This is a genomic window from Paenibacillus sp. W4I10 (genome assembly GCF_030816325.1).
GTDB lineage: Bacteria > Bacillota > Bacilli > Paenibacillales > Paenibacillaceae > Paenibacillus > Paenibacillus amylolyticus_B.
This window is the reverse complement of sequence record NZ_JAUSXX010000001.1, coordinates 1,410,495-1,430,521: the sequence shown is the minus strand read 5'-3', so window position 1 is coordinate 1,430,521 and position 20,027 is coordinate 1,410,495. Positions and strand designations below refer to the sequence as shown.

Annotated in this window: 11 protein-coding genes; all 11 read left to right on the top strand. The window is 47.7% G+C overall.

Features of this window, described 5'->3' with window-relative positions; genetic code table 11:
- Positions 1-145 precede the first annotated feature (145 nt).
- Entirely contained in the window at positions 146-823 is a 678-nt protein-coding gene (locus QF049_RS06590) for a hypothetical protein (RefSeq protein ID WP_223199714.1), read from the top strand.
- A gap of 1,195 nt (positions 824-2,018) precedes the next feature.
- The gene (locus QF049_RS06585; RefSeq protein ID WP_307535834.1) at positions 2,019-3,155 is read left to right on the top strand and encodes a GntR family transcriptional regulator; all 1,137 of its coding nucleotides are present in this window, start codon (positions 2,019-2,021) and stop codon (positions 3,153-3,155) included.
- Between the two features lie 171 nt (positions 3,156-3,326).
- On the top strand, positions 3,327-5,546 hold the full coding sequence (locus QF049_RS06580; RefSeq protein WP_307535832.1) for a hypothetical protein: 2,220 nt from the start codon (positions 3,327-3,329) through the stop codon (positions 5,544-5,546).
- 27 nt (positions 5,547-5,573) lie between these two features.
- Complete coding sequence (locus QF049_RS06575; RefSeq protein WP_307535830.1) at positions 5,574-8,648, top strand: alpha-mannosidase; 3,075 nt, start codon at positions 5,574-5,576, stop codon at positions 8,646-8,648.
- A gap of 25 nt (positions 8,649-8,673) precedes the next feature.
- Complete coding sequence (locus tag QF049_RS06570) at positions 8,674-9,105, top strand: hypothetical protein (protein ID WP_307535829.1); 432 nt, start codon at positions 8,674-8,676, stop codon at positions 9,103-9,105.
- On the top strand, positions 9,068-9,589 hold the full coding sequence (locus QF049_RS06565; RefSeq protein WP_307535827.1) for an ABC transporter permease subunit: 522 nt from the start codon (positions 9,068-9,070) through the stop codon (positions 9,587-9,589). The genes QF049_RS06570 and QF049_RS06565 overlap by 38 nt, the downstream gene beginning before the upstream one ends.
- A 12-nt stretch (positions 9,590-9,601) precedes the next feature.
- Positions 9,602-10,498: a carbohydrate ABC transporter permease gene (locus QF049_RS06560; protein ID WP_062326281.1), complete on the top strand. Its 897-nt coding sequence runs from the start codon at positions 9,602-9,604 to the stop codon at positions 10,496-10,498.
- Positions 10,499-10,578: 80 nt separating this feature from the next.
- A complete protein-coding gene (locus tag QF049_RS06555; RefSeq protein WP_307535823.1) occupies positions 10,579-12,234 on the top strand; it encodes an extracellular solute-binding protein in 1,656 nt (551 codons plus the stop codon).
- A 44-nt stretch (positions 12,235-12,278) separates the two neighbouring features.
- A complete protein-coding gene (locus tag QF049_RS06550) occupies positions 12,279-14,285 on the top strand; it encodes a glutaminase family protein (RefSeq protein ID WP_307535820.1) in 2,007 nt (668 codons plus the stop codon).
- Between the two features lie 24 nt (positions 14,286-14,309).
- Positions 14,310-17,591, top strand: a complete 3,282-nt coding sequence (locus tag QF049_RS06545) for a glycosyl hydrolase (protein ID WP_307535817.1) — start codon at positions 14,310-14,312, stop codon at positions 17,589-17,591.
- A 212-nt stretch (positions 17,592-17,803) separates the two neighbouring features.
- Positions 17,804-19,840, top strand: a complete 2,037-nt coding sequence (locus QF049_RS06540) for a GxGYxYP domain-containing protein (RefSeq protein ID WP_307535815.1) — start codon at positions 17,804-17,806, stop codon at positions 19,838-19,840.
- Positions 19,841-20,027 lie beyond the last annotated feature (187 nt).

The following is a 20,027-nucleotide window of genomic DNA, read 5'->3' as shown; positions in this document are numbered from 1 at the left end:
CAATGAAGCAGCTGACCAATGAAATATCTTCGTGGGTTAATGAAAAGCGCTGATGAACTAATAAGGACCAGCACAATAAAGTGGTAGTTTTATGGATATGCAATAGTCGCCGAATGGAACTTGGTACTATAAGGAGGCAGAACACATGCTAGAAGAACAGGAAATATTCGCGGGCGAAGGATATAACAGGTCGTACGCAATTGCTACGGGTATGCCGATTTTGAATCTTAGGGGTAGCATACCGCGTGAAGGTAACGGCCAACTATCATTTCCGTGGGTGACAACGGGCATCAGGATTGATAAAGAACAGATGTTGGAAACCGTTATGAAGCAAAAGACACTCGAGTATTTGTTTAACATGCAATTCAGTAAGGAGGAGATGACCGACCGCAATTTGGTTGTAGGCTGTTATGAATACAGGAATCCGAATGACAAGGAACAAATATTGCTATATGCGCTGGTTTCGTTGAAGGAATTTCTCGCGAGATACGGCGATGAACGGGCATCAGAGATTCTGATGCGAGTTGGCTGCACATACGAGAAGATTATGGAGGAATGCGATGAAGCCATTGAAGAACACTTTGCAGTGTTGCGCCGGTCACTTCATTTAAAGAATTTGAGGGACAAATATGATGTCGTTTACGAGTGGAGTGAAGAGGAAGGGGTAAAGACGTACATTATCAGATACACCAAATCGAGTTATACGAAGATTAAAGCTAAATCATTCGAAGAGTTGACTAAACTCTATGATGAGCAACGGAAGAAGGATGCAAAGAAGACGTTCGCGATTCTGGAACCGTTAGAAGCATTTATGCAAGCCTAAGAAAACCGCCCCTTTACGGGGCGGTTATTCAACATTTCATCGAAAGAAGATTCGAGGATGTCGCGGGACAAGAACTTGGTTCCTATGCCAAAATGGACACGAACTTGTTCCCATTTCCGATTAGACAAAAACCTGAATAATGAGTAGATACAACTAAGAAATGCACCGCTGAAGCAGCTAGCCAGCACAGTCCCTACACCTATAGGTCCATTAAGAGATTATGTGTCGGCAGGTGGTAGCCGCAGCTACCGCTTCGGCGAGCACCTGCGTGCTGAAGACCTGTTGGCAAATGCCCAGTAAAGCTTTGGGTCTTCACGGTTCCGACGATAGCGACGCCAAGGGCGCTGCCGAATTCCCGGGTTGTAGACTCTTTTCCAATGGCTAGAGTACCGGTGCCAGTTCGCAACCTAGGTTTTTTACACTCTCAAGCAAGAACTTAAATCAAGTAAACACATCTCTGAATATGATTTAACATTATTCTGGGTTAAGAAGAATTACCTTTTTTCGTATGACAACCATTTTTGCCAACCGAAAACATAACGCCCCAACTAAAATACCACCTAATTATAAGGTTGATCCGTCGTATAAACGAATCGAACCAATTGAGCAATTAATCCGGTTTGGTTGTGCATCTCCGGGCGTTGAATAGAAGTTTGGAATAGAGCGAAGAAAATATAAGAGATTATCAATCCGCTACATAATGCAATTAATGTTTGAAAATAGACCATTCTGTTCCGGAATGCAAGAGCAATCAATACCCCCGTGATGAAAGGATACCAAATTAAATAGGTGACGATAAAGCCTGGGATAAAGGGAATTGGAACGTCCAAGTTTGTCTGAAGACTAAACACTCGATCTCCCGCCCGGTTCAAGACCCCATAAAAAATATTTAGAATGGGGACTGCTAAAGCCATAGCAGTGACAACCATTCTGATCTATAGGAGGGTTTTAGATTAGTCATGAAATCAACTTCCCTAAGGGATCACCAAGCACGATTAGTTTATGGCGCACACGAGAGTAGGGGATCAACACCTGATGATCCTGCGCCCAGAAAAATTGTTTGCCTCCCAAATAAAGAAGGTGAGTCAAGGAATGAAGGATTGACACGCATTATACGGTTGTTTATTGTACTTATATGTGTAAAAATATATTTTATATATAAAAATATAATGAATGAATTGGTGATGTGATTATCATGAGTACGAATGATCGAATACCGTTGTACCAACAAATTCAAGACTACATCCGCAAATTTATTGCTTCGGAAAATATGAAGCCGGGTGATCGAATACCGACAGAGAAGGAACTCATGGATCGATTTAACGTTAGCAAAATTACGGTAGTTAATGCCCTGACAGGCTTGGCTAACGAGAAATTGATTGCACGCGTCCCGGGGAAAGGAAGCTTTGTCGCGGAAGGCACAGATGCAGCAGACACCGCATTTTCTGAATCTCCGGCAGTAAATGGAGGCAGATCGAGTACAAGAATGATTGGGGTGATCATGCCTACGATTCACGACTACTTTGCGATTCGACTCATCGAAGGGATCGAGCAGTCACTCAATCAGGAAGGCTATCGCAGCATGATCATGCTAACGCATGGCAACATCGAGAAAGAAAAGGATGCGATCAGGGAGTTAAAGGCACTTGGAGCTGAGGGGCTGTTAATCTTTCCTGTGGATGAAGGTAACTATAACGAGGAGATTCTCGGCATGAAGTTATCCGGTTTCCCTTTTTTGCTGATTGACCGATATTTGCCTGGTGTCGAAACCCATTACATTGCTGCTGATGGAAGGTTGGGCGTGAGGCTGGCCGTTGAACATCTATGGGAGCTTGGACATCGTGATATAGCGATCTGCTCGGATTCTCCATTGCAAACCGTCACGGTCCAGGAGCGGATTGATGGTTATATTGAAGCACTGAAGGATAAAGAAGCATTGATTAACCCTGCACATATGATTACAGATTTCAAACCGCTGTCTGTTCTGAAGGATGCAGAAGCCCATCCATTGTACCGATATATCAGCAACAAGATGGTGACTGCTTATATATCGCTTAACGGAAGGCTGGGGGTTCAGATCTATCAAATGGCTAAGCAAGCCGGTCTTCGCATTCCCGAAGATGTATCGATTGTAAGCTTTGATGACCCCACTTCCATCGTGGAGGAATTCAGTATTTTTACGCATGTAAAACAATTTGAGAGAGACATGGGAATCCGCGCAGCCAACCAGCTTCTCGAAGTCATTCGGAATAGCCGCGAGATTACGGGCTTCAGCAAAATTCTGATTGAACCTGAACTTGTCGTTCGTCAAACGACTGGAAGCTGTCCCTAATCATCATTTCAATGCTTAAATTCAAGTCTTTTCCGTAGATGTACGGAAAGGGCTTTTTTTATTTTTCTCAAAAAAACATATTGAATATATTCTTAATGTATATTATATTTTGTAAAATGGTGAATATTTACAACGAAAGACCAATCCAACATGGGCAGGGAGGTCATAGCTGTGGTTAGAGATCGGAAAGAAGAACGAACCGGATTCCAGGAATCAGCACCCTATCATCCTGATTATGATCTGCAAACGGATTTTGTCATGGTCTATGGAATGAACGATACGATGCCGCAACGTATTCAGGAATGGAAGGATAAAGGGTACGTGGTTCATTTAATGACAGGAGTAGCATGGGGGACCTATAACGACTATCTGGACGGGGAAGTAGACGGGGAAACGCACTGGGATGAAGCCCAGATGAATCGCGATGGCGAGATGATTGTCCATGGGAAGGAACCTATTATTCCTTACATGGTCCCAACGGTTTCCTTTGGTAAATATATCGCTGAACGCATACGTGCAGCTGTTGATTCTGGCGTGGAGGCGATCCATCTGGAGGAGCCTGAATTCTGGGTAAACGGGGGGTACTCGGAATCGTTTAAGAGAGAATGGCAGTTGTATTACAAAGAACCCTGGAGTCCGCCTCACTCCTCACCCGATGCACAGTTTCGGGCTTCCAAATTGAAAGCGTATTTATACACACGTGTGTTAGACCGATTATGTACCGAGATGAAAGATTACGCTCTGAAACGTTACAATCGCATCTTGCGATTCTACGTTCCGACCCACAGCCTGATCAATTATACGCAGTGGCGAATTGTTAGCCCGCAGTCTCGATTGATAGAGCTTCCCTCCGTAGATGGATATATTGCACAAATCTGGACCGGGACATCACGAACACCGAACGTGTATGAAGGAGTGCGCAAAGAACGCACTTTTGAAACCGCTTACTTGGAATATGGTGTCATGCAAGAGCTTGTGCGGGGTACAGACAGACGAATGTGGTTTCTGCATGACCCTATCGAGGACAATCCGAATTATACATGGGCCGACTATAAACAGAACTACCTGAAGACCGTTGCTGCTTCCCTGCTTCATCCCGGGGTTTCCCATTACGAGGTCGCACCTTGGCCGCGAAGAATTTTCAAAGGAACTTATCCTTCCGATGAAGGCACGCATAAAGAGCGGATTCCACCTGACTATGCAACGACATTGCTGCATGTCATGCACACGCTTGGCAACATGGATCAGGACCGGATTGAAATGGATGGTGAATCTCCCCGCATTGGTGCATTGATCGCCGACTCGGCCATGTTTCAACGCATGAAGCCTGAGCCGGAGGCACCGAATGCTGGAAAATATGACGGTACAGATCCGGAAGGATTCCAAGCGGATGGCGACACGGAGCTGCTGGATTTCTCTTCATTCTATGGTCTTGCTCTGCCATTGCTTAAACACGGAATACCTGTGAGACCCGTCCAGCTTGATAATGTGAGGCGCTATCCACATTACCTGGCTCCATATCGTGTCCTGCTGTTGAGTTATGAGTACATGAAGCCGGAGCACTCCGATATCCATTATGCACTGGCCCAATGGGTACAGGACGGTGGTGCGTTGATCTATGTGGGAGACGACAGCGACCCCTATCACAACATCCGGGCATGGTGGAATGATGACCAGCGCAGGGAAAGCACGAATACCATATATACCTCACCACGCGAGCACTTGTTTGAACAGCTAGGGCTTAAGGTAGAACAGGAAGGGATTCATCCTGTGGGCAAAGGGGCGGTGCATTGGCTTCCTGTACATCCGGCTGCATGTACGTCAAGTAAAGCGAGTGCAGATCAACTTCGCCAGACTGTGAAAGAAACATGGGAGAGACTACAGGATTCCAACTTCCGTTGGGAAGCCAAGCATTATTTTAAAATTAAACGTGGGCCCTACATCATAGCCTCTGTCCTGGAAGAGTCCATATCCGAAGAACCACTGGTTATCCCAGGTCCGGTGGTGGACTTGTTCGATCCTGACCTGCATGTTCGGCAAGAAGTAAGGTTGACTCCTGGTGAGCAAGCACTGTTATACGACATTACGGCCGGAAGGCCACAGCAAGACAAGGTGAGCCTGATCTCTGCCTCTTCCAGAATTGAAGATCTGACGATAACGAATACAGGTTTTCAATGTATAGCCAAGGGTCCGACCAACATGCAGGCCACCGCCAGATTCTATTGCCCATTTGAACCCATATCCGTTTGCAGTATAGATCAACACCAGACTGTACCTGCCGAATGGAAATGGGATTCAAAATCGAAAACCGTACTGCTGAAATATGAGCATGGCAGCAAGAACAAGGTGGAGATTCAAGTAAGGTGGGATCGTGAGAATGCAAAAGTTTGATGAACGAGAGGAGAGAACAAAACAATTATGCCATATGAACCGATTAGACTCGGACATTTGAATCAAATGCTGTCCAAACTCCGTGAAGCCATATATGAGCCGATTGCCAAGTTGAATGTGACAGCATGGGTTACCCCGGAGCCCGTTTCGTTCGAGGAAAGAATGTCAGGTCAGAAAATCACCCTTTCACAGGGCGAGCGTTGGGGGAAGTTATGGGATTGTGCCTGGTTTTGTTTTACAGGGAGCATTCCACCGTCCGGTAGTGACGCCAAGGCTGTTCTCCTGCTGGACGTGAACGGAGAACTCTGTCTGGTAGATCAGGAAGGAACACCTGTACAGGGTTTGACAACCATCAACTCGGAGTTTGAATTCACATTGGGTCTGCCCGGGAAAAGAGTGGTTGAACTGGACCATGCGTCGATAACAGTGACAGACGGGGCATTCGAACTGTGGGCTGATGCTGGCAATAACGACTTATTTGGCAAATACCAAGGCGGTACGGTAAAAGAAGCGATTTTGGCACATTGTCGTGAAGATATACGAAGCTTGTATTACGACACCGAAGTGCTTCTGGAGACGGCAGAACACCTTCCTGTCAACACGGCTCGCAGAGAAAGGATTCTTCAATCCCTGTATGACGCCTCCATAGTATTGACGGAATTAACGCCTGACCGCATACATCGCGCCAAGCTATTATTGAACGAACAATTATCACGTCGTGGCGGCGATCCTGTGCTGAACATAAGTGCGGTTGGGCATGCTCATATTGATTTGGCCTGGTTATGGCCGATCCGTGAGACGATCCGAAAGGGCGCAAGAACATTCTCCACGGTGCTTCGCATGATGGAGCGTTATCCCGATTATGTATTCGGAGCGAGTCAGCCTCAGCTATACGATTGGATGAAGCAGCACTATCCCAAGCTGTATGACCAGATCAAGGAACGGGTGCAGGAAGGCAGATGGGAACCGCAAGGGGCCATGTGGGTGGAATCGGATACCAATGTGCCGGGTGGCGAATCTCTTGTACGCCAGATTCTGTACGGCAAACGTTATTTCCAACAGGAATTTGGAATGGAGATGAAGTCGCTGTGGATGCCAGATGTATTTGGCTACTCCGCAAGCTTGCCGCAGTTGTTGAAGAAATCCGGTGTAGATTACATGATGACCCAGAAGCTCTCCTGGAGTGAGTACAACCGCCATCCTCACCATTCCTTTCTGTGGGAAGGGATCGACGGTTCCTCGGTGTTAACACATATGCCACCTGAGGATACGTACAACAGTCCGGCCGCCCCACGTTCCATTGCCAAAGCAGAGCGGGAGTATCTGGACAAAAATGTTTCCAGCCACGCATTGATGCTCTTCGGCATTGGAGACGGCGGCGGCGGGCCGGGAGGAGAGCATTTGGAACGGTTGGAGCGGGAGAAGAACCTGCTCGGTCTGGCGCCTGTTGTGCAGGAACCTTCCTGGAAATTTTTTGAACGATTGAATGAAGAAAGAGAGCGATTCCAGACCTGGCGTGGGGAGTTGTATCTCGAAAAGCACCAAGGAACCCTGACCAGTCAGGCACGGAGCAAGTGGTATAACCGCAAGATGGAGAAAGCTCTGCGCGAGCTGGAATTTGCTGCTGTACTGGCTGCCCGCATGGGCAAGTCTTATCCGGTAGAAACATTGGAGACGATCTGGAAGGAAGTGCTTCTGTATCAGTTCCATGATATCCTCCCCGGATCTTCGATTAAGCGAGTATATGATGAGTCGTTAATACGGTATGAAGCATTGCTCCAGCAGACGGAAGGCATGATCACCGAAACCTACAGCTATATTACAGATTATATCTCTTCCCAAGAGGAAAGCTCCAATTCAACTGTGGTATTCAACTCACTACCGTGGGAACGTCAGGAGTGGCTGCACTTCCATGGACGATGGCATAAGGTGCAGGTTCCATCCATGGGCTACACCGTGGTATCTGATCATGAAGATCAGGAGGTCATGGGGGAGATCGCAACTGGTATTGAAACGGATGTTGCTGCGCTGGAAACAGATTTCCGTGACACAGCCAAGGAGTACAGTATGGAGAATGACATTCTCATCGTGAAATTTGACCCCAATGGCGGCATTACCTCGATCCTGGATAAACTGGAGTCCCGTGAAATCATCCTGCAAGGACAGCGGGGGAACGATCTTCGTGTATATCATGACGAAGGCGATGCCTGGGATTTCCGCCATGATTATTCAGCGCAAGTGGGGATGCCATTAATTCTGAATGATATCCATGAGTTTCGGGATGGTCCAAGAGTTGGGTTGGTTTTTGATTACAGCTACGGCGAGTCGTCTCTAACCCAAACCGTTATTTTAACGGAGGGCAGTCGGCGTATTGATTTTGAAACGGTCGTGGATTGGCAGGAATACGGTAAAATGTTACGCACTTCGTTCCCGGTGCAGATTCGTACCGATCAGGTTCACTGTGAAATCCAGTTTGGCAGCCTGAGCAGGCCGACTCACCGCAATACGATGTGGGACTTTGCCAAGGATGAGATTTGCGCTCACCAATGGGTGGATATATCAGAACCGGATTACGGCGTCGCCTTACTCAACGATTGCAAATACGGGCATCGAGCCATTAACAATGTGCTTGACCTTCATTTGCTGCGCAGCAGTTCCTACCCGGATCCGGTGGCGGATCGTGCAGAGCACCAATTCACCTATTCGTTATATCCGCATCAGGGGAACCATGTTCAGGCTGAAATCTATCGAAGAGGCAATGAGCTCAATATTCCGCTGCGCCTGAGTTCCTTGTCTGCACCTTCAATGGATGTAGAAGAGGAAAAGCTACCTTACACGAAAGCATTCCTGCAGCCGGATCATCCGCACATCATGGTGGAATCAATCAAAAAAGCCGAGGACAGCAATGACATTATCGTCCGTCTGTATGAGACCTCGGGAACTCGGGTCAAAACGAAACTGTCAATCGGTTGGAATGCTGAAGAAGTCTGGGAAGTGGATCTCATGGAGAATAACATTTCATCGCTGGAGCTTCAGGATCAATCCGACGTAGTTTTGTCATTTACACCATTCGAGATCATCTCGCTGCGATTGAAAGGTTAGGTTAAGGGAAAGGAGCGTTGGGAATGTGATTAAGAACAGTGTGTTAATGAAGCGAATCTGGAAGCATAAGCTCTTTTACTTGTTCATGTTACCTGGCATCATCTGGTTCTTCCTATTCTCTTATGTTCCCTTATATGGAATTCAGGTTGCCTTCAGGGACTATACCTTCGTTGGCGGTTTTACCGGAAGTCCGTGGGCAGGCTTCAAGTATTTTCAACAGTTCTTTAACTATTATCAGTCCGGTGATATCATCCGCAACACGGTGATTATCAGTCTGATGAAGCTGTTAATCGGTTTTCCGATGCCAATCATTCTTGCCATTCTTTTAAACGAAATACGCATGATCAGATTCAAGAAAACCGTTCAAACGCTCTCCCTATTTACCCTATTTTGTATCCTGGATTGTGGTTGTCACCCTGATGCAGAGATTGCTCACGCCATACGGCGGGCCAGTTAATGATTTGCTGGGGTCGTTCGGAACTGATCCAATCCAATTCCTGAACAATCCCACCTGGTTCTATCAGATGATTGTTGGATCGGATATTTGGAAGAACATCGGCTGGAACTCCATCATATTCATGGCTGCGATTGCCGGAATTGACCAGCAGCAATATGAAGCTGCCAAGATCGATGGTGCAGGGCGTTTCCAACAGATGTGGCATGTGACCCTGCCGGGTATCCGTAATGTCGCCATTATATTATTTATTCTCGCCGTGGGTAACTTGATGAGCGCGGGTTATGAGCAGCTGCTTCTCCTGAATGGACCTGCGACCGCTGGCATGGGCAGTGTACTCGACGTGCACGCCATTAACTCGGGTATCCGGGAAGGGCGTCTGAGTTACGCGGCAGCTGTGGGGCTGTTCCAGAGTGTAATTGGGCTGATTTTGGTGCTAACGGTCAACCGGATTGCCCGCAAAGTCAGTGATGTATCCCTGTTCTAAGGAGGTGATGTGATGACACGTAAATGGTCCTTATTTTCCGTTATAAACTATACCATTCTCGCTTTGGTCGGATTCTCCATGATCTACCCGTTTATTTACATCCTGGCGTACTCGCTGAATGACGGCAAGGATTCCATGCAGGGCGCGATCTATTTCCTTCCACGACAATTTACACTGGAGAACTATGCCCAGGTATTTGATAACGCGCGCATCTGGAAGGCGTATCAGATCACCATCATGCGAACCGTGCTGGGTACGTTCCTTCATGTGATTCTGTGTACACTGATGGCTTACGCGCTCTCGAAGAAATCATTGCCGGGCCGTTCATTTTTCACCTTTTACATCTTTTTGCCTACGATTTTCAGTGCCGGATTCATCCCGTTCTTTATTACGCTTCAGAAGCTGCATCTGATCAATACGTTCTGGGTGTACGTCTTGCCGCTGTTATTCAACTTCATGCATATCATCATTATCCGGACCTTTCTGCAAGGAATTCCGGAAGAGCTGGAGGAATCAGCCCACATTGACGGGTATGGGGATTTTCAAATCTTCATTCGCATCATTCTGCCTCTCTCGGGACCCGTACTGGCAACGATCTCCCTCTTCATTGGGGTCGCCCACTGGAATGACTGGTTCTCGGGTGCCTACTATGTGTCCAACAAGGATCTGATTCCGGTGCAAACCCTCTTGCAGGAGATGCTGACCGAAGCGGAGTCGCTGTCCAATTCGATGCAGCGCGCAGCACAACAGGGAGGACAGACAGTTGGTGGTTCAGGCGGAGCGGGTGCGACACCCGAATCCCTGCGTATGGCTTTGCTCGTCATTACGGTCTTCCCGATCCTGTGTATCTACCCGTTCCTGCAACGATATTTCGTAAAAGGAGTGATGATCGGTTCGGTGAAAGGTTAGGTGATCCTAACCTGGAATTTGCTGAGTTTTATCAGGCTTGACCCAGATCATTCATCATCATATTTCAGGAGGCGATTGGTTTGAACCGAATTTGGTCGAAAGGCGTATCCGTATTACTCGTGTCCATCTTGGTTGGAGGATCGTTGAGCGGATGCACGGATTCATCAGGAAACGGGAATAGCGGAGAAGCAGCTGATGGTTCATACAAACTCAAAATATTGCACAACTGGAACGGTTCGGGTGGTTCGGATAACGGAATAACGCCTGTGGAAGAAGTCATCAAGGAGAAGACTGGCGTCACGCTGGATTGGGAGTATACCAAAGGCAGTGAGACCGAGAAGGTAAACCAGATATTTGCTACGCAGGATCTGCCGGATATCTATACCGGACCCGCATGGGGGGGCGAGTTGGATGGCATTATCAAGGCGGCCAAAGAAGGGCAGCTCGTCGATATTTCCGACAAATTGGGGGACTATCCTAACCTCGCGAAATCCATTGCTGAAGAAAATGTACCCCCAGCGCTTTACGAAAAAGCGATAAATGCATATGACGGCAAAAAATATTTGCTTCTGCAAAACCAGCCTTCCCAGAATGAAGATGGCATGGATTGGCTGTACGGCTTTTACGTTCGTAAAGATATCGCGGATAAGGTGGGTATAGATCCTCAATCGGTCGTAACGAAGGAGGAATTCTATAACTTCCTCAAAGCCATCAAGGATGCCAATCTGCAAGAGAACGGGCAGCCGGTCTTTCCACTGGGTGGCTTCAGCAATGGCTGGTCCGTCGGCATCGGCAATACCATGTTCAATTCGGGTGGCAGTTATGTTGACAAAGGTGACGGAACGGTAGAGCATAACTTTTTCACGAAAGGCTATGAAGAGTACACGTTATTCTATCGGAAGTTGGTTCAGGAAGGGTTAATGGACCCGGAAGCATTTACCCAGACTGACCCGATCGCCAAGGAGAAAATCAATCAGGGCCGCATCGCCATTCTGGCCGCACACTATCCAGCCATTCTGGATGCCTCCAAAGAATATGTTACTTCACACCCTGGAAGCGATTACATCCCGATCGGCCCTTTGGAGCGTGCAGATGTTGAACCGAATCGCCCTGCGGATCTGGGCATTCAGGGCAACAACGTGACAGCGATCACCAAAAACTGCAAGGGCGCATGTGTAGATGCGGCGCTAAAGTTCCTCGATTACATGGCTTCCGATGAAGGATTTATGCTGGCAAGATACGGAGTGCAGGGCGTTCATTGGGATTTGAAGGAGGGTAAACCTGTTGCCAATAAGGAGTGGTTCGATAAATTTAAGGCAGATCAATCGGGTAAAGTTCGCAAGAACGAAGGCATTTCCATTGGTCTGGAATCCATCACGGGGCCTGATCGAATCAATTCGGTCGCAGGCGGAGATATCTGGGCCGATCAGAAACGGCTTGATGCCATGGAACAAGCCAGAAAAATTCTGCGTCCTAATGGCATTCATGTCATTACAGCCTATAACCCGGGCGATGTGATTACCAAAGCACCGGAATGGGAGATGCTGAAGCCTTCCATGGACCGGATGGGTGATGCCTGGAAGGAAGCAATCTTTGCGAAATCGGATGAAGCGGCGTTGGGCATTATCAACGAGCTTCGCGAGCAGCTTCGAAAGACCGGATATGATCAAGCCATGCAGTTTACGAACGAAAATCTAAAAGGGAAAGATGTAGTTACCGTTCAGATGCCGAACTGATCACCTCCATATTCTTACTTTTAATTTGAAGGAGTTGCATTCATATGACGACTGAGTTCAGACCGCCTTCCGTACCTCTGGTTACTGTGGACCCTTATTTTAGCGTATGGTCGGCCGCAAACCATCTGTATGAAGATCATACCCGGCATTGGACGAACAAAACGAATGGCATAGTGGGCTTGGCGGTGATCGATGGAAAGCTTCGACGATTTATGGGGAAAGTGGGATCGGAGGAGCGTACAGCTGTCCAGGAACCTGAAGTGCTGGTGCAGACCAACCTGACTGTCCAGCCCGTAACGACTCGATATACCTTTCAAGGCGAAGGAATAGAGCTTCATGTTCAGTTCACCACACCTTTATTGCTGGATGATTTGGACCTGTTATCCAGGCCGGTGACCTATTTGAATTTTCAGGTCAAATCGATCGATGGGGCCTCCCACCAAGTCAAAATTTACGTCGATGTAACAGGCGAATGGTGTGTAAACACATCCGACCAACACATTACATGGGAACGCCATGTGATTGAGGGGCAATGGAATGTCATGTCAATGGGCACTGTGGAACAGCTCGTATTACAGCTTGCCGGTGATGATACACGAATTGATTGGGGATATATGGTTCTGGCAGTTCCCCAATCTTCCGATATCCAGACGGCCATTCATTCAGTAACAGGCCGTGAGCAGTATGCACGCACTGGACAATTGCCAATCGAAGATGATCATCCTCAGCCGCGAGCTGTATCGGACAACATGCCGGTTATGGCCGCCGAGATCGATCTGGGGGCTGTCCGGGACGAACCGATATCCGAATATCTAATGCTTGCGTATGACGATATTCATGCGATTGAATATTTTCAACAACCGCTGACTGCGTATTGGAAAAGAAATGGATTAACGTTTCAGGTGATGCTGTTACTGGCAGGTCAACAATACGAAGAGATTCAGCAGCGCTGTGACAGCTTTAATCTTGAACTCATGGCAGAGAGTCAGGCCGCAGGCGGTGAGAAATACCGGGATATTGTGGCGCTAACCTACAGACAGGCGATTGCAGCGCATAAGCTGGTTGCTGATGAGGAGGGGAATGTTCTATTTTTCTCCAAAGAGAATTTCAGCAATGGATGTATCGCTACGGTGGATGTCAGCTACCCTTCGATCCCACTTTTCCTCAGGTACAACCCTGAACTGATCAAGGGCATGATGCGTCCGATTTACAGGTATGCGATGAGCCATGATTGGACGTTTGATTTTGCACCTCATGATGTAGGAACATACCCTAGGGCCAACGGTCAGGTGTATGGAGAGAATAAGCTGGAATACCAGATGCCGATTGAGGAATGCGGCAATATGCTGCTGATGGCTGCGGCGGTCAGCAAATATGAGGGAGATATCGAATTTGCTCGGCAGCATTGGGAACCTCTTACGCGATGGGCAGATTATTTGCTGCACAATGGACTCGATCCTGTAAACCAGCTGTGCACGGATGACTTCGCCGGGCATCTGGCGCACAATACCAATTTATCGATCAAGGCCATATTGGGTATCGCTGCGTATTCCTACCTGTGTGAAAAGCTCGGTTTGCAGGAAGGGGCGAAGTACCTGGAGGAAGCTCGGAACATGGCTCAGGAGTGGGTGTCCATGGCAGATGCCGGGGACCATTATAAGCTGACGTTTGACAGTCCAACCGAGTCATGGAGCATGAAGTACAATCTGGTGTGGGATCATCTGCTCGACCTGCACCTGTTCCCGAAAGAGATCGCCGCCAAGGAACTTGAATATTACATGAACAAACAAAACCGCTATGGCCTGCCGCTGGATAGCCGTGAAACGTATACCAAATCCGATTGGATGGTATGGTGTGCCTCCATGAGTTCAACGAAAGCGCAGTTTGAGTCATTCATTTCACCGCTGTGGGATTTCATGAATGAAACTTCGTCTCGTGTTCCCGTAACGGATTGGTATGACACGATCACCGCTAAGCAGATGAATTTTCAGAATCGTTCTGTGGTCGGTGGCTTCTTTATCCAATTACTCATGCAACAGTCTACAGACTAATGGGTGTGAAGGCAGGTGGTGAATATGAAGGCAGGCGCAGAGGAAGTCTATGATCATTTACAGCAGCTCAAGCAGCAATTTGCGAATCCGGATGCAACGTATCGTCCGCAGCCTTTCTGGTTTCTGAATCATGCGCTGGAGAAGACCGAACTGGAGAGTCAGATTCAATCCATGTATGAAGCGGGTGTCGGCGGTGTGGTTCTGCATGCCCGGCACGGAATGCTAATCCCATATCTCTCGCCGGAATTTATGGATGTGCTGGAGTTTTGCACAGCAGAATGCAAGAAACGGAATATGGTCGTCTGGCTGTACGATGAGGAGAATTGGCCGAGCGGAACCTTGGGCGGCAGACTGACACGGGAACAACCGGAATATCGCATGCGTTATTTGAGAATAGAGGAAAAGCGATATGTGCGAGATGTGCCGCAGGAAAGCTTGAAGCTGGATTTTGCCTCCCATGATCACAATGAGCTGATCGCCATCCTGGCCTATCGCGCGGTTAACCTCGATGGAAAGTGGTTGCTTCATGATGAACCGGAAAATATCACACATTGTTGGGGAGAGGAGTGGAGTCCGGGTCACGCCCATGATTCTTATATTGTTCTCGCTTGCTGGTCATGTGAGATTGCCGAGGGAATCACCTTCGCTAAAGGGTATTACCTGGATACATTGAATCCGGAAGCGGTTCAGTCTTTCATTCGGATGTCTTATGAACCGTTTCTGGCATTAAAGCCCTATTACGGATCAACCATTCAAGGGGTGTTTACTGACGAGCCGGGTCTTATGATTCACGATGGCTTCTTCGGGGTGGAGGCCATCCGAACCGCCGTTCATGATGTGGAGGCTACTTTGCCGGGGCTCGTCTTCGCTTGGACTGAGGGGATGGTCGAACGATATCAGCAAGAGAACGGGTATGATTTAATCCCGCGGTTGGGGGCATTGTTGTATCCCATGACAGACGGCAGCCGATCCACAAGGCAGCAATATTATGATACGATCACCCGTTGGTATGTGGAGGGATATCATGCCGCGATTCGTTCATGGTGTGAACAATCCGGTCTGCTCTATATCGGTCATACGCTGGAGGAGCCTGTCTGGGGGCAGGCTCGATCTCAAGGCAATCAAACCCGGGTATTGCAGCAATTCCACTATGCAGGCGTGGATTATCTCACTCCCGGCATCGGGTCAAAGGCGAATCCGCATCGTATTGTGTCCGTCAAGACGGCGGCTTCTGTCGCGCAGCTGAACAGGAAGGAACGGGTGATCTGTGAAGCCTTTGGTGCAAGTGGTCATGGTTATTCCATGCGCCAGCGGCGACTTGATGCCAATTTTATGGCCTTTTTGGGAGTTAATCTGTTTATTCCGCATGCATTCTATTATTCGTTTGCCGGGTATCGGAAGACCGACTTTCCACCGACTGAATTCAAACATGCACCCCAGTGGCTGCATTATCGTGCTTTTACCGATTATATAGGGCGATTGAGTCTGCTTGGAGCAAAAGGAAAACGAACGCCGGAAGTTCTGCTGTTATCGCCTATCCATACGGTATATGAAAACATGTTCACATCAGGCGAAGCGGATATGCATCCTTCATCAGATGTGCTGTTCTCGCTTTTGTCAGATCGCTTGCTGCGATCATCTATCGACTACGACTATGTGGATGAATGCCAGCTTCGCGAAGCGCTCCTTGTTGAAGGAGAGGGTTTGCAATTTGATGGCCATGGATATTCGATCCTCGTTATGCCGGAAATAGAGGTGATGTCAAGGGATGTTGCAGCCAGGCTTATATCCTTTGTTAACCAAGGCGGCACGTTAATTGCGATAGGTACGATTCCGCAGCATAGTGAATCTTTGCGGCATGATCCGGTGTTGTTGAAGGATATCCAGCAGCTGTTTGGTACCGATCCGCCGCACGGAAAATTACGTACTGTTGGCAAGGGGCACAGCCTCTTTTATTCCATGGATGACGCTGTTCATCAAGGCGGCCAGAGTCAGCGTCTGGATCAACTCGAAGCGTTTTGTATTCAATTAGGGGAGTTGATCAGGGAACCACCGGTAATACGATGGGATTGGATTGAAGGTCAGTCTGACGATTTGATTAGCGTCGAACGCAGAATTGGAAATTTGGTGTATGTATGGTTGATGAATTGGTCAGAGCACTCCGTGACCATTAAGCTCATTTGCGATGAAAAGAAAGGTCACTTGGAAGAGTGGGAGTTGGAGAATGGAAGAGTATGCAGCATTGACGCTGAATCGTTCCTTTCGTTCGTACCCGGAGAGCTGCGTGTGCTGTCGGTAAGTCCCCAAGAGAGCTCCTCTTTTCCGCAAGAACGTACGGATCATGCGGAGTATACAGAGCAAGCGTGCCTGAGAGATAAATCTTTTTCCACGAATGTGGTAGAGATTATTCTGGATGAGCAGTGGGGGTTCAGGACCGCAGGCCCCAACGTTCTTCTGCTAGATCAATGGCATGTCACGTTGAATGACCGACATTCCAGGATGAACGCGACCATGCCCGGGCAAGTAAATACGTATCGCACGACGTTTGGCATGACGCCAAAATTGATTGAACGGCTTCAATCCCGGTGTGGTTCGGATCGTTCCGGTAAGGCGGGAGAAGAATCATGGGGCAGGATGGAATTGCTTCTGGATGATGTAGATCAGAACATTCCATCCCATATCGGATTTTTGCAGCGTAGGCGTAATCTGGAAATATTCGTCAATGGGGTACGTCAGGAAGCGTTAAGACGCTCTTCGTGGCAGGATGGTGATTATGACAGTGTAGATCTCACTCCACATTTGTTGGCTGGCGAGAATGAGCTGGAAATTCTGACGGTTTCGTTATTGGAGCCGATGCCTGCTATTTCATTCCCAGCATTTCTGATTGGTCCGTTCGCGATAGAAAACGATACGACGTTAAATACCGATGTGGAACAATGGGGTGGATGTTGGAATACTGCTGGCTATCCTTATTATTCAGGTACGGGTGTCTACTCGCAGCAGGTGGATCTGTCTAACGTAAACTTAGCTGCAAATGAGGAGCTATGGCTGGTAGCCGAAGATATAAGGGAGACAGCAAGCCTATATGTAAATGATATTGAAGTAGGTATTCGTTTATGGCCGCCTTACCAATGGAACATAACGCCATATATTCAAGAAGGATTGAATGAAATGAACTTACATGCCGCAAATACACTGGAGAATTTGTATGGAAAGTCAGCGCTGACATCAGGAATTAATGGACAGGTGAGGTTAATCCGACGAACGCGAAGAACATCACAGACGCAACATCACAACAAATCATAAAAAAACATTAAAAGTGCGTGCTCAAAAAGTCAGGTTTTCAGCACCGAGAAGCTTGGATGAAGCTAGGGACGGAGTAGCGGAGCGTAGGCAAACCTACGTGAGCAACGGAAGGCCCGGCTGAATTCAAGATTCGATGTCGAAATTGCTTCTCGAGTTACCTCGTGATCAAAAGTTGACTTTTTGAATTACCTCTAAAAGGAGATATGAACTTTATGATTCGTAAATTAACCGTTTTGTGTGTTGCCCTGGTCTGTACAACCGTGTTATCGGCTAGTGCATTTGCTGCCACAGATGAGTTGAAGCATACAAACTCTTTGAAGTGGCCTCAAAATCAAGCGCTTCCAACTTTCAATAAAGTAGAACGTTTGGATGTGGCGAATGTATATGAGGAATCTGGCGATATCAAATTGCTTTTGACGACGCTTGAAGGGGTAATCAATCGAGAAAAGCCGCGAATCTACATTCAACAGAATAAAGTAGACCCTTGGCTGCAGGACTTGAACGTCCCTTATAAGCAGCATGACAACGTAATGGATGTTCTCAAGAAATATGCGAAAGAGATCAAAGGCATTATCGTATATGATCCGCAGCTGCCGGACTCCATTAATGTGGCAACGACACTTGCCGGACTCAAAAATGCGGTTGTTGCCAGTCCTGAACTGGCTCAACAATTGACTGCTGCACCGTATCACCTGTCGGTAATCGAAGACTTGCAGGACAAGTTCAAGAATCGTATGGATGCATACAACTGGCAGTATGAGCATCTCTGGAGCCAGACGACTCAACGAATGTTGGTCGGATTGAGTCCAGACACCTCCATCCCGATTCCGTCCGGAAATTTTGATTCATTCCAAACGGTTGGAATCGAGAAGGAACAGATTCGTGATGCAAGCAACAGGAAGACCTATGACTATGACTTGTCATCCTATTTGGGAAAAGAAGCGGTCTACCTCCGCTTTAATGATGCCTTTCCTCAGGATGGCTGGGGACCTGCCGTTCATCAAGTGACGGTGAAAGCAGATGGACAGATTATTGCGGATTTCAAAACGGGTTCTTCTGAGGAAGAAGCGTTTCTCTATGACCGACATAACTCCAAATTTTTGCCTGGAAGCGATCACCGCTTCGCAGATAATGGAAACTACTTTGTATACGAATTTAAGCCTGCAGCGGACATAAAGCAGCTAACCGTATCGATCGAGATGTGGAACCAATACAAGGTATCTGCGAGCAATGTTCAACCACTCTCGTCTGAAGAAAAGGAACCTTATGGCTATCTCCGCGATTATGCTGTAGCGAACAAAGCCATGGTGTTCTGGTTGTCTACCAGTGTGCCAGAGGAAAAGGCGCTGTTCGAGAAGATCCTGTCTGATGTAAAGCCAGGGACACCTTATCTGGGTTGGTTCGACAATGATTTTGAAGGCGAAGTTGCTGGTATAGAACTCACATCTCGTCATGGTGTCTATGTTGTTCCTTCCGACTGGTTCCATAACATGACCGTATTTTCAGGAACAAACGTAAAACAACAGCCTGCTCCCAAACCGGTAAAGTCCAAGCTGGAGAACAAAATCTATGTAACCTATACCTTTGGCGAAGGTGACAACCTGCAATACGATCAGAATCATATGCGCAACCTGTGGGCTGATCCCGCTCGGGGTAAAGTGCCTATCAACTGGACTTCCAGTCCGTTACTCTACGATGCAGCGCCTGCCATTCTAAACTATTACCGTTCAACGGCGACGCCAAATGATCAGCTAGTTGCAGGCCCATCTGGAGTGGGTTACTTCAATCCGCATGTTTGGCCGACAGGCACATTCCCGGAGTATCTGAAACAAACCTTCTCTTATCTGAAGAAAACTAACATGTCGTACCCTTTTGTGCTCAATCGTGAACTTGGAAAAGACGTTCCGCTGAGTGATTCGATTGCAGCTGCGTATGAGAAAAACTATAAACTTCCAGGCCTGTTCCTCGCAGGCGAGGACAAAGCCAATGTTCAAATCATGAATGGCAGCTTTCCGGTTTCCATTCTGCGAGGCATCTCAACGGTGCAGGATGGTAAAGATATTTTGAATCGTACCAAGACCGAATGGGATGGCAAATCTCCAACGTTTATTTCGGTTGGGATTAATGCATGGAGCATGACCCCATCGGATGTGCTGGCGATTACGGAATCTCTTGGAGCCGAGTTCCAGGTGGTTAAGGCGGACGAATATTTCTCGCTGATCCGAAAAGCGTACGGCTTGTCCAAGTAAGATGTCAAAGTGAGCTTAAGGACCTTGGGGCCGTCTTCAAAGCAATCGGAAGCTCGAATCTCGCAAAGCGATTTATAGATATTCAAATATCATTCGGCCAATAAAAGACCTGCCGGATCCTTGCGGATCAGGCGGGTCTTTAGCTTGTTAATACGTTTATTATGGTAGAAACAGGAAATTATACAAT

Bases quoted from the DNA above. Each gene is read 5' to 3' on its own strand.
- QF049_RS06590 (WP_223199714.1), top strand. From the start codon at position 146: ATGCTAGAAGAACAGGAAATATTCGCGGGCGAAGGATATAACAGGTCG.
- QF049_RS06585 (WP_307535834.1), top strand. From the start codon at position 2,019: ATGAGTACGAATGATCGAATACCGTTGTACCAACAAATTCAAGACTAC.
- QF049_RS06550 (WP_307535820.1), top strand. From the start codon at position 12,279: ATGACGACTGAGTTCAGACCGCCTTCCGTACCTCTGGTTACTGTGGAC.
- QF049_RS06560 (WP_062326281.1), top strand. From the start codon at position 9,602: ATGACACGTAAATGGTCCTTATTTTCCGTTATAAACTATACCATTCTC.
- QF049_RS06575 (WP_307535830.1), top strand. From the start codon at position 5,574: ATGCCATATGAACCGATTAGACTCGGACATTTGAATCAAATGCTGTCC.
- QF049_RS06540 (WP_307535815.1), top strand. From the start codon at position 17,804: ATGATTCGTAAATTAACCGTTTTGTGTGTTGCCCTGGTCTGTACAACC.
- QF049_RS06565 (WP_307535827.1), top strand. From the start codon at position 9,068: ATGCAGAGATTGCTCACGCCATACGGCGGGCCAGTTAATGATTTGCTG.
- QF049_RS06545 (WP_307535817.1), top strand. From the start codon at position 14,310: ATGAAGGCAGGCGCAGAGGAAGTCTATGATCATTTACAGCAGCTCAAG.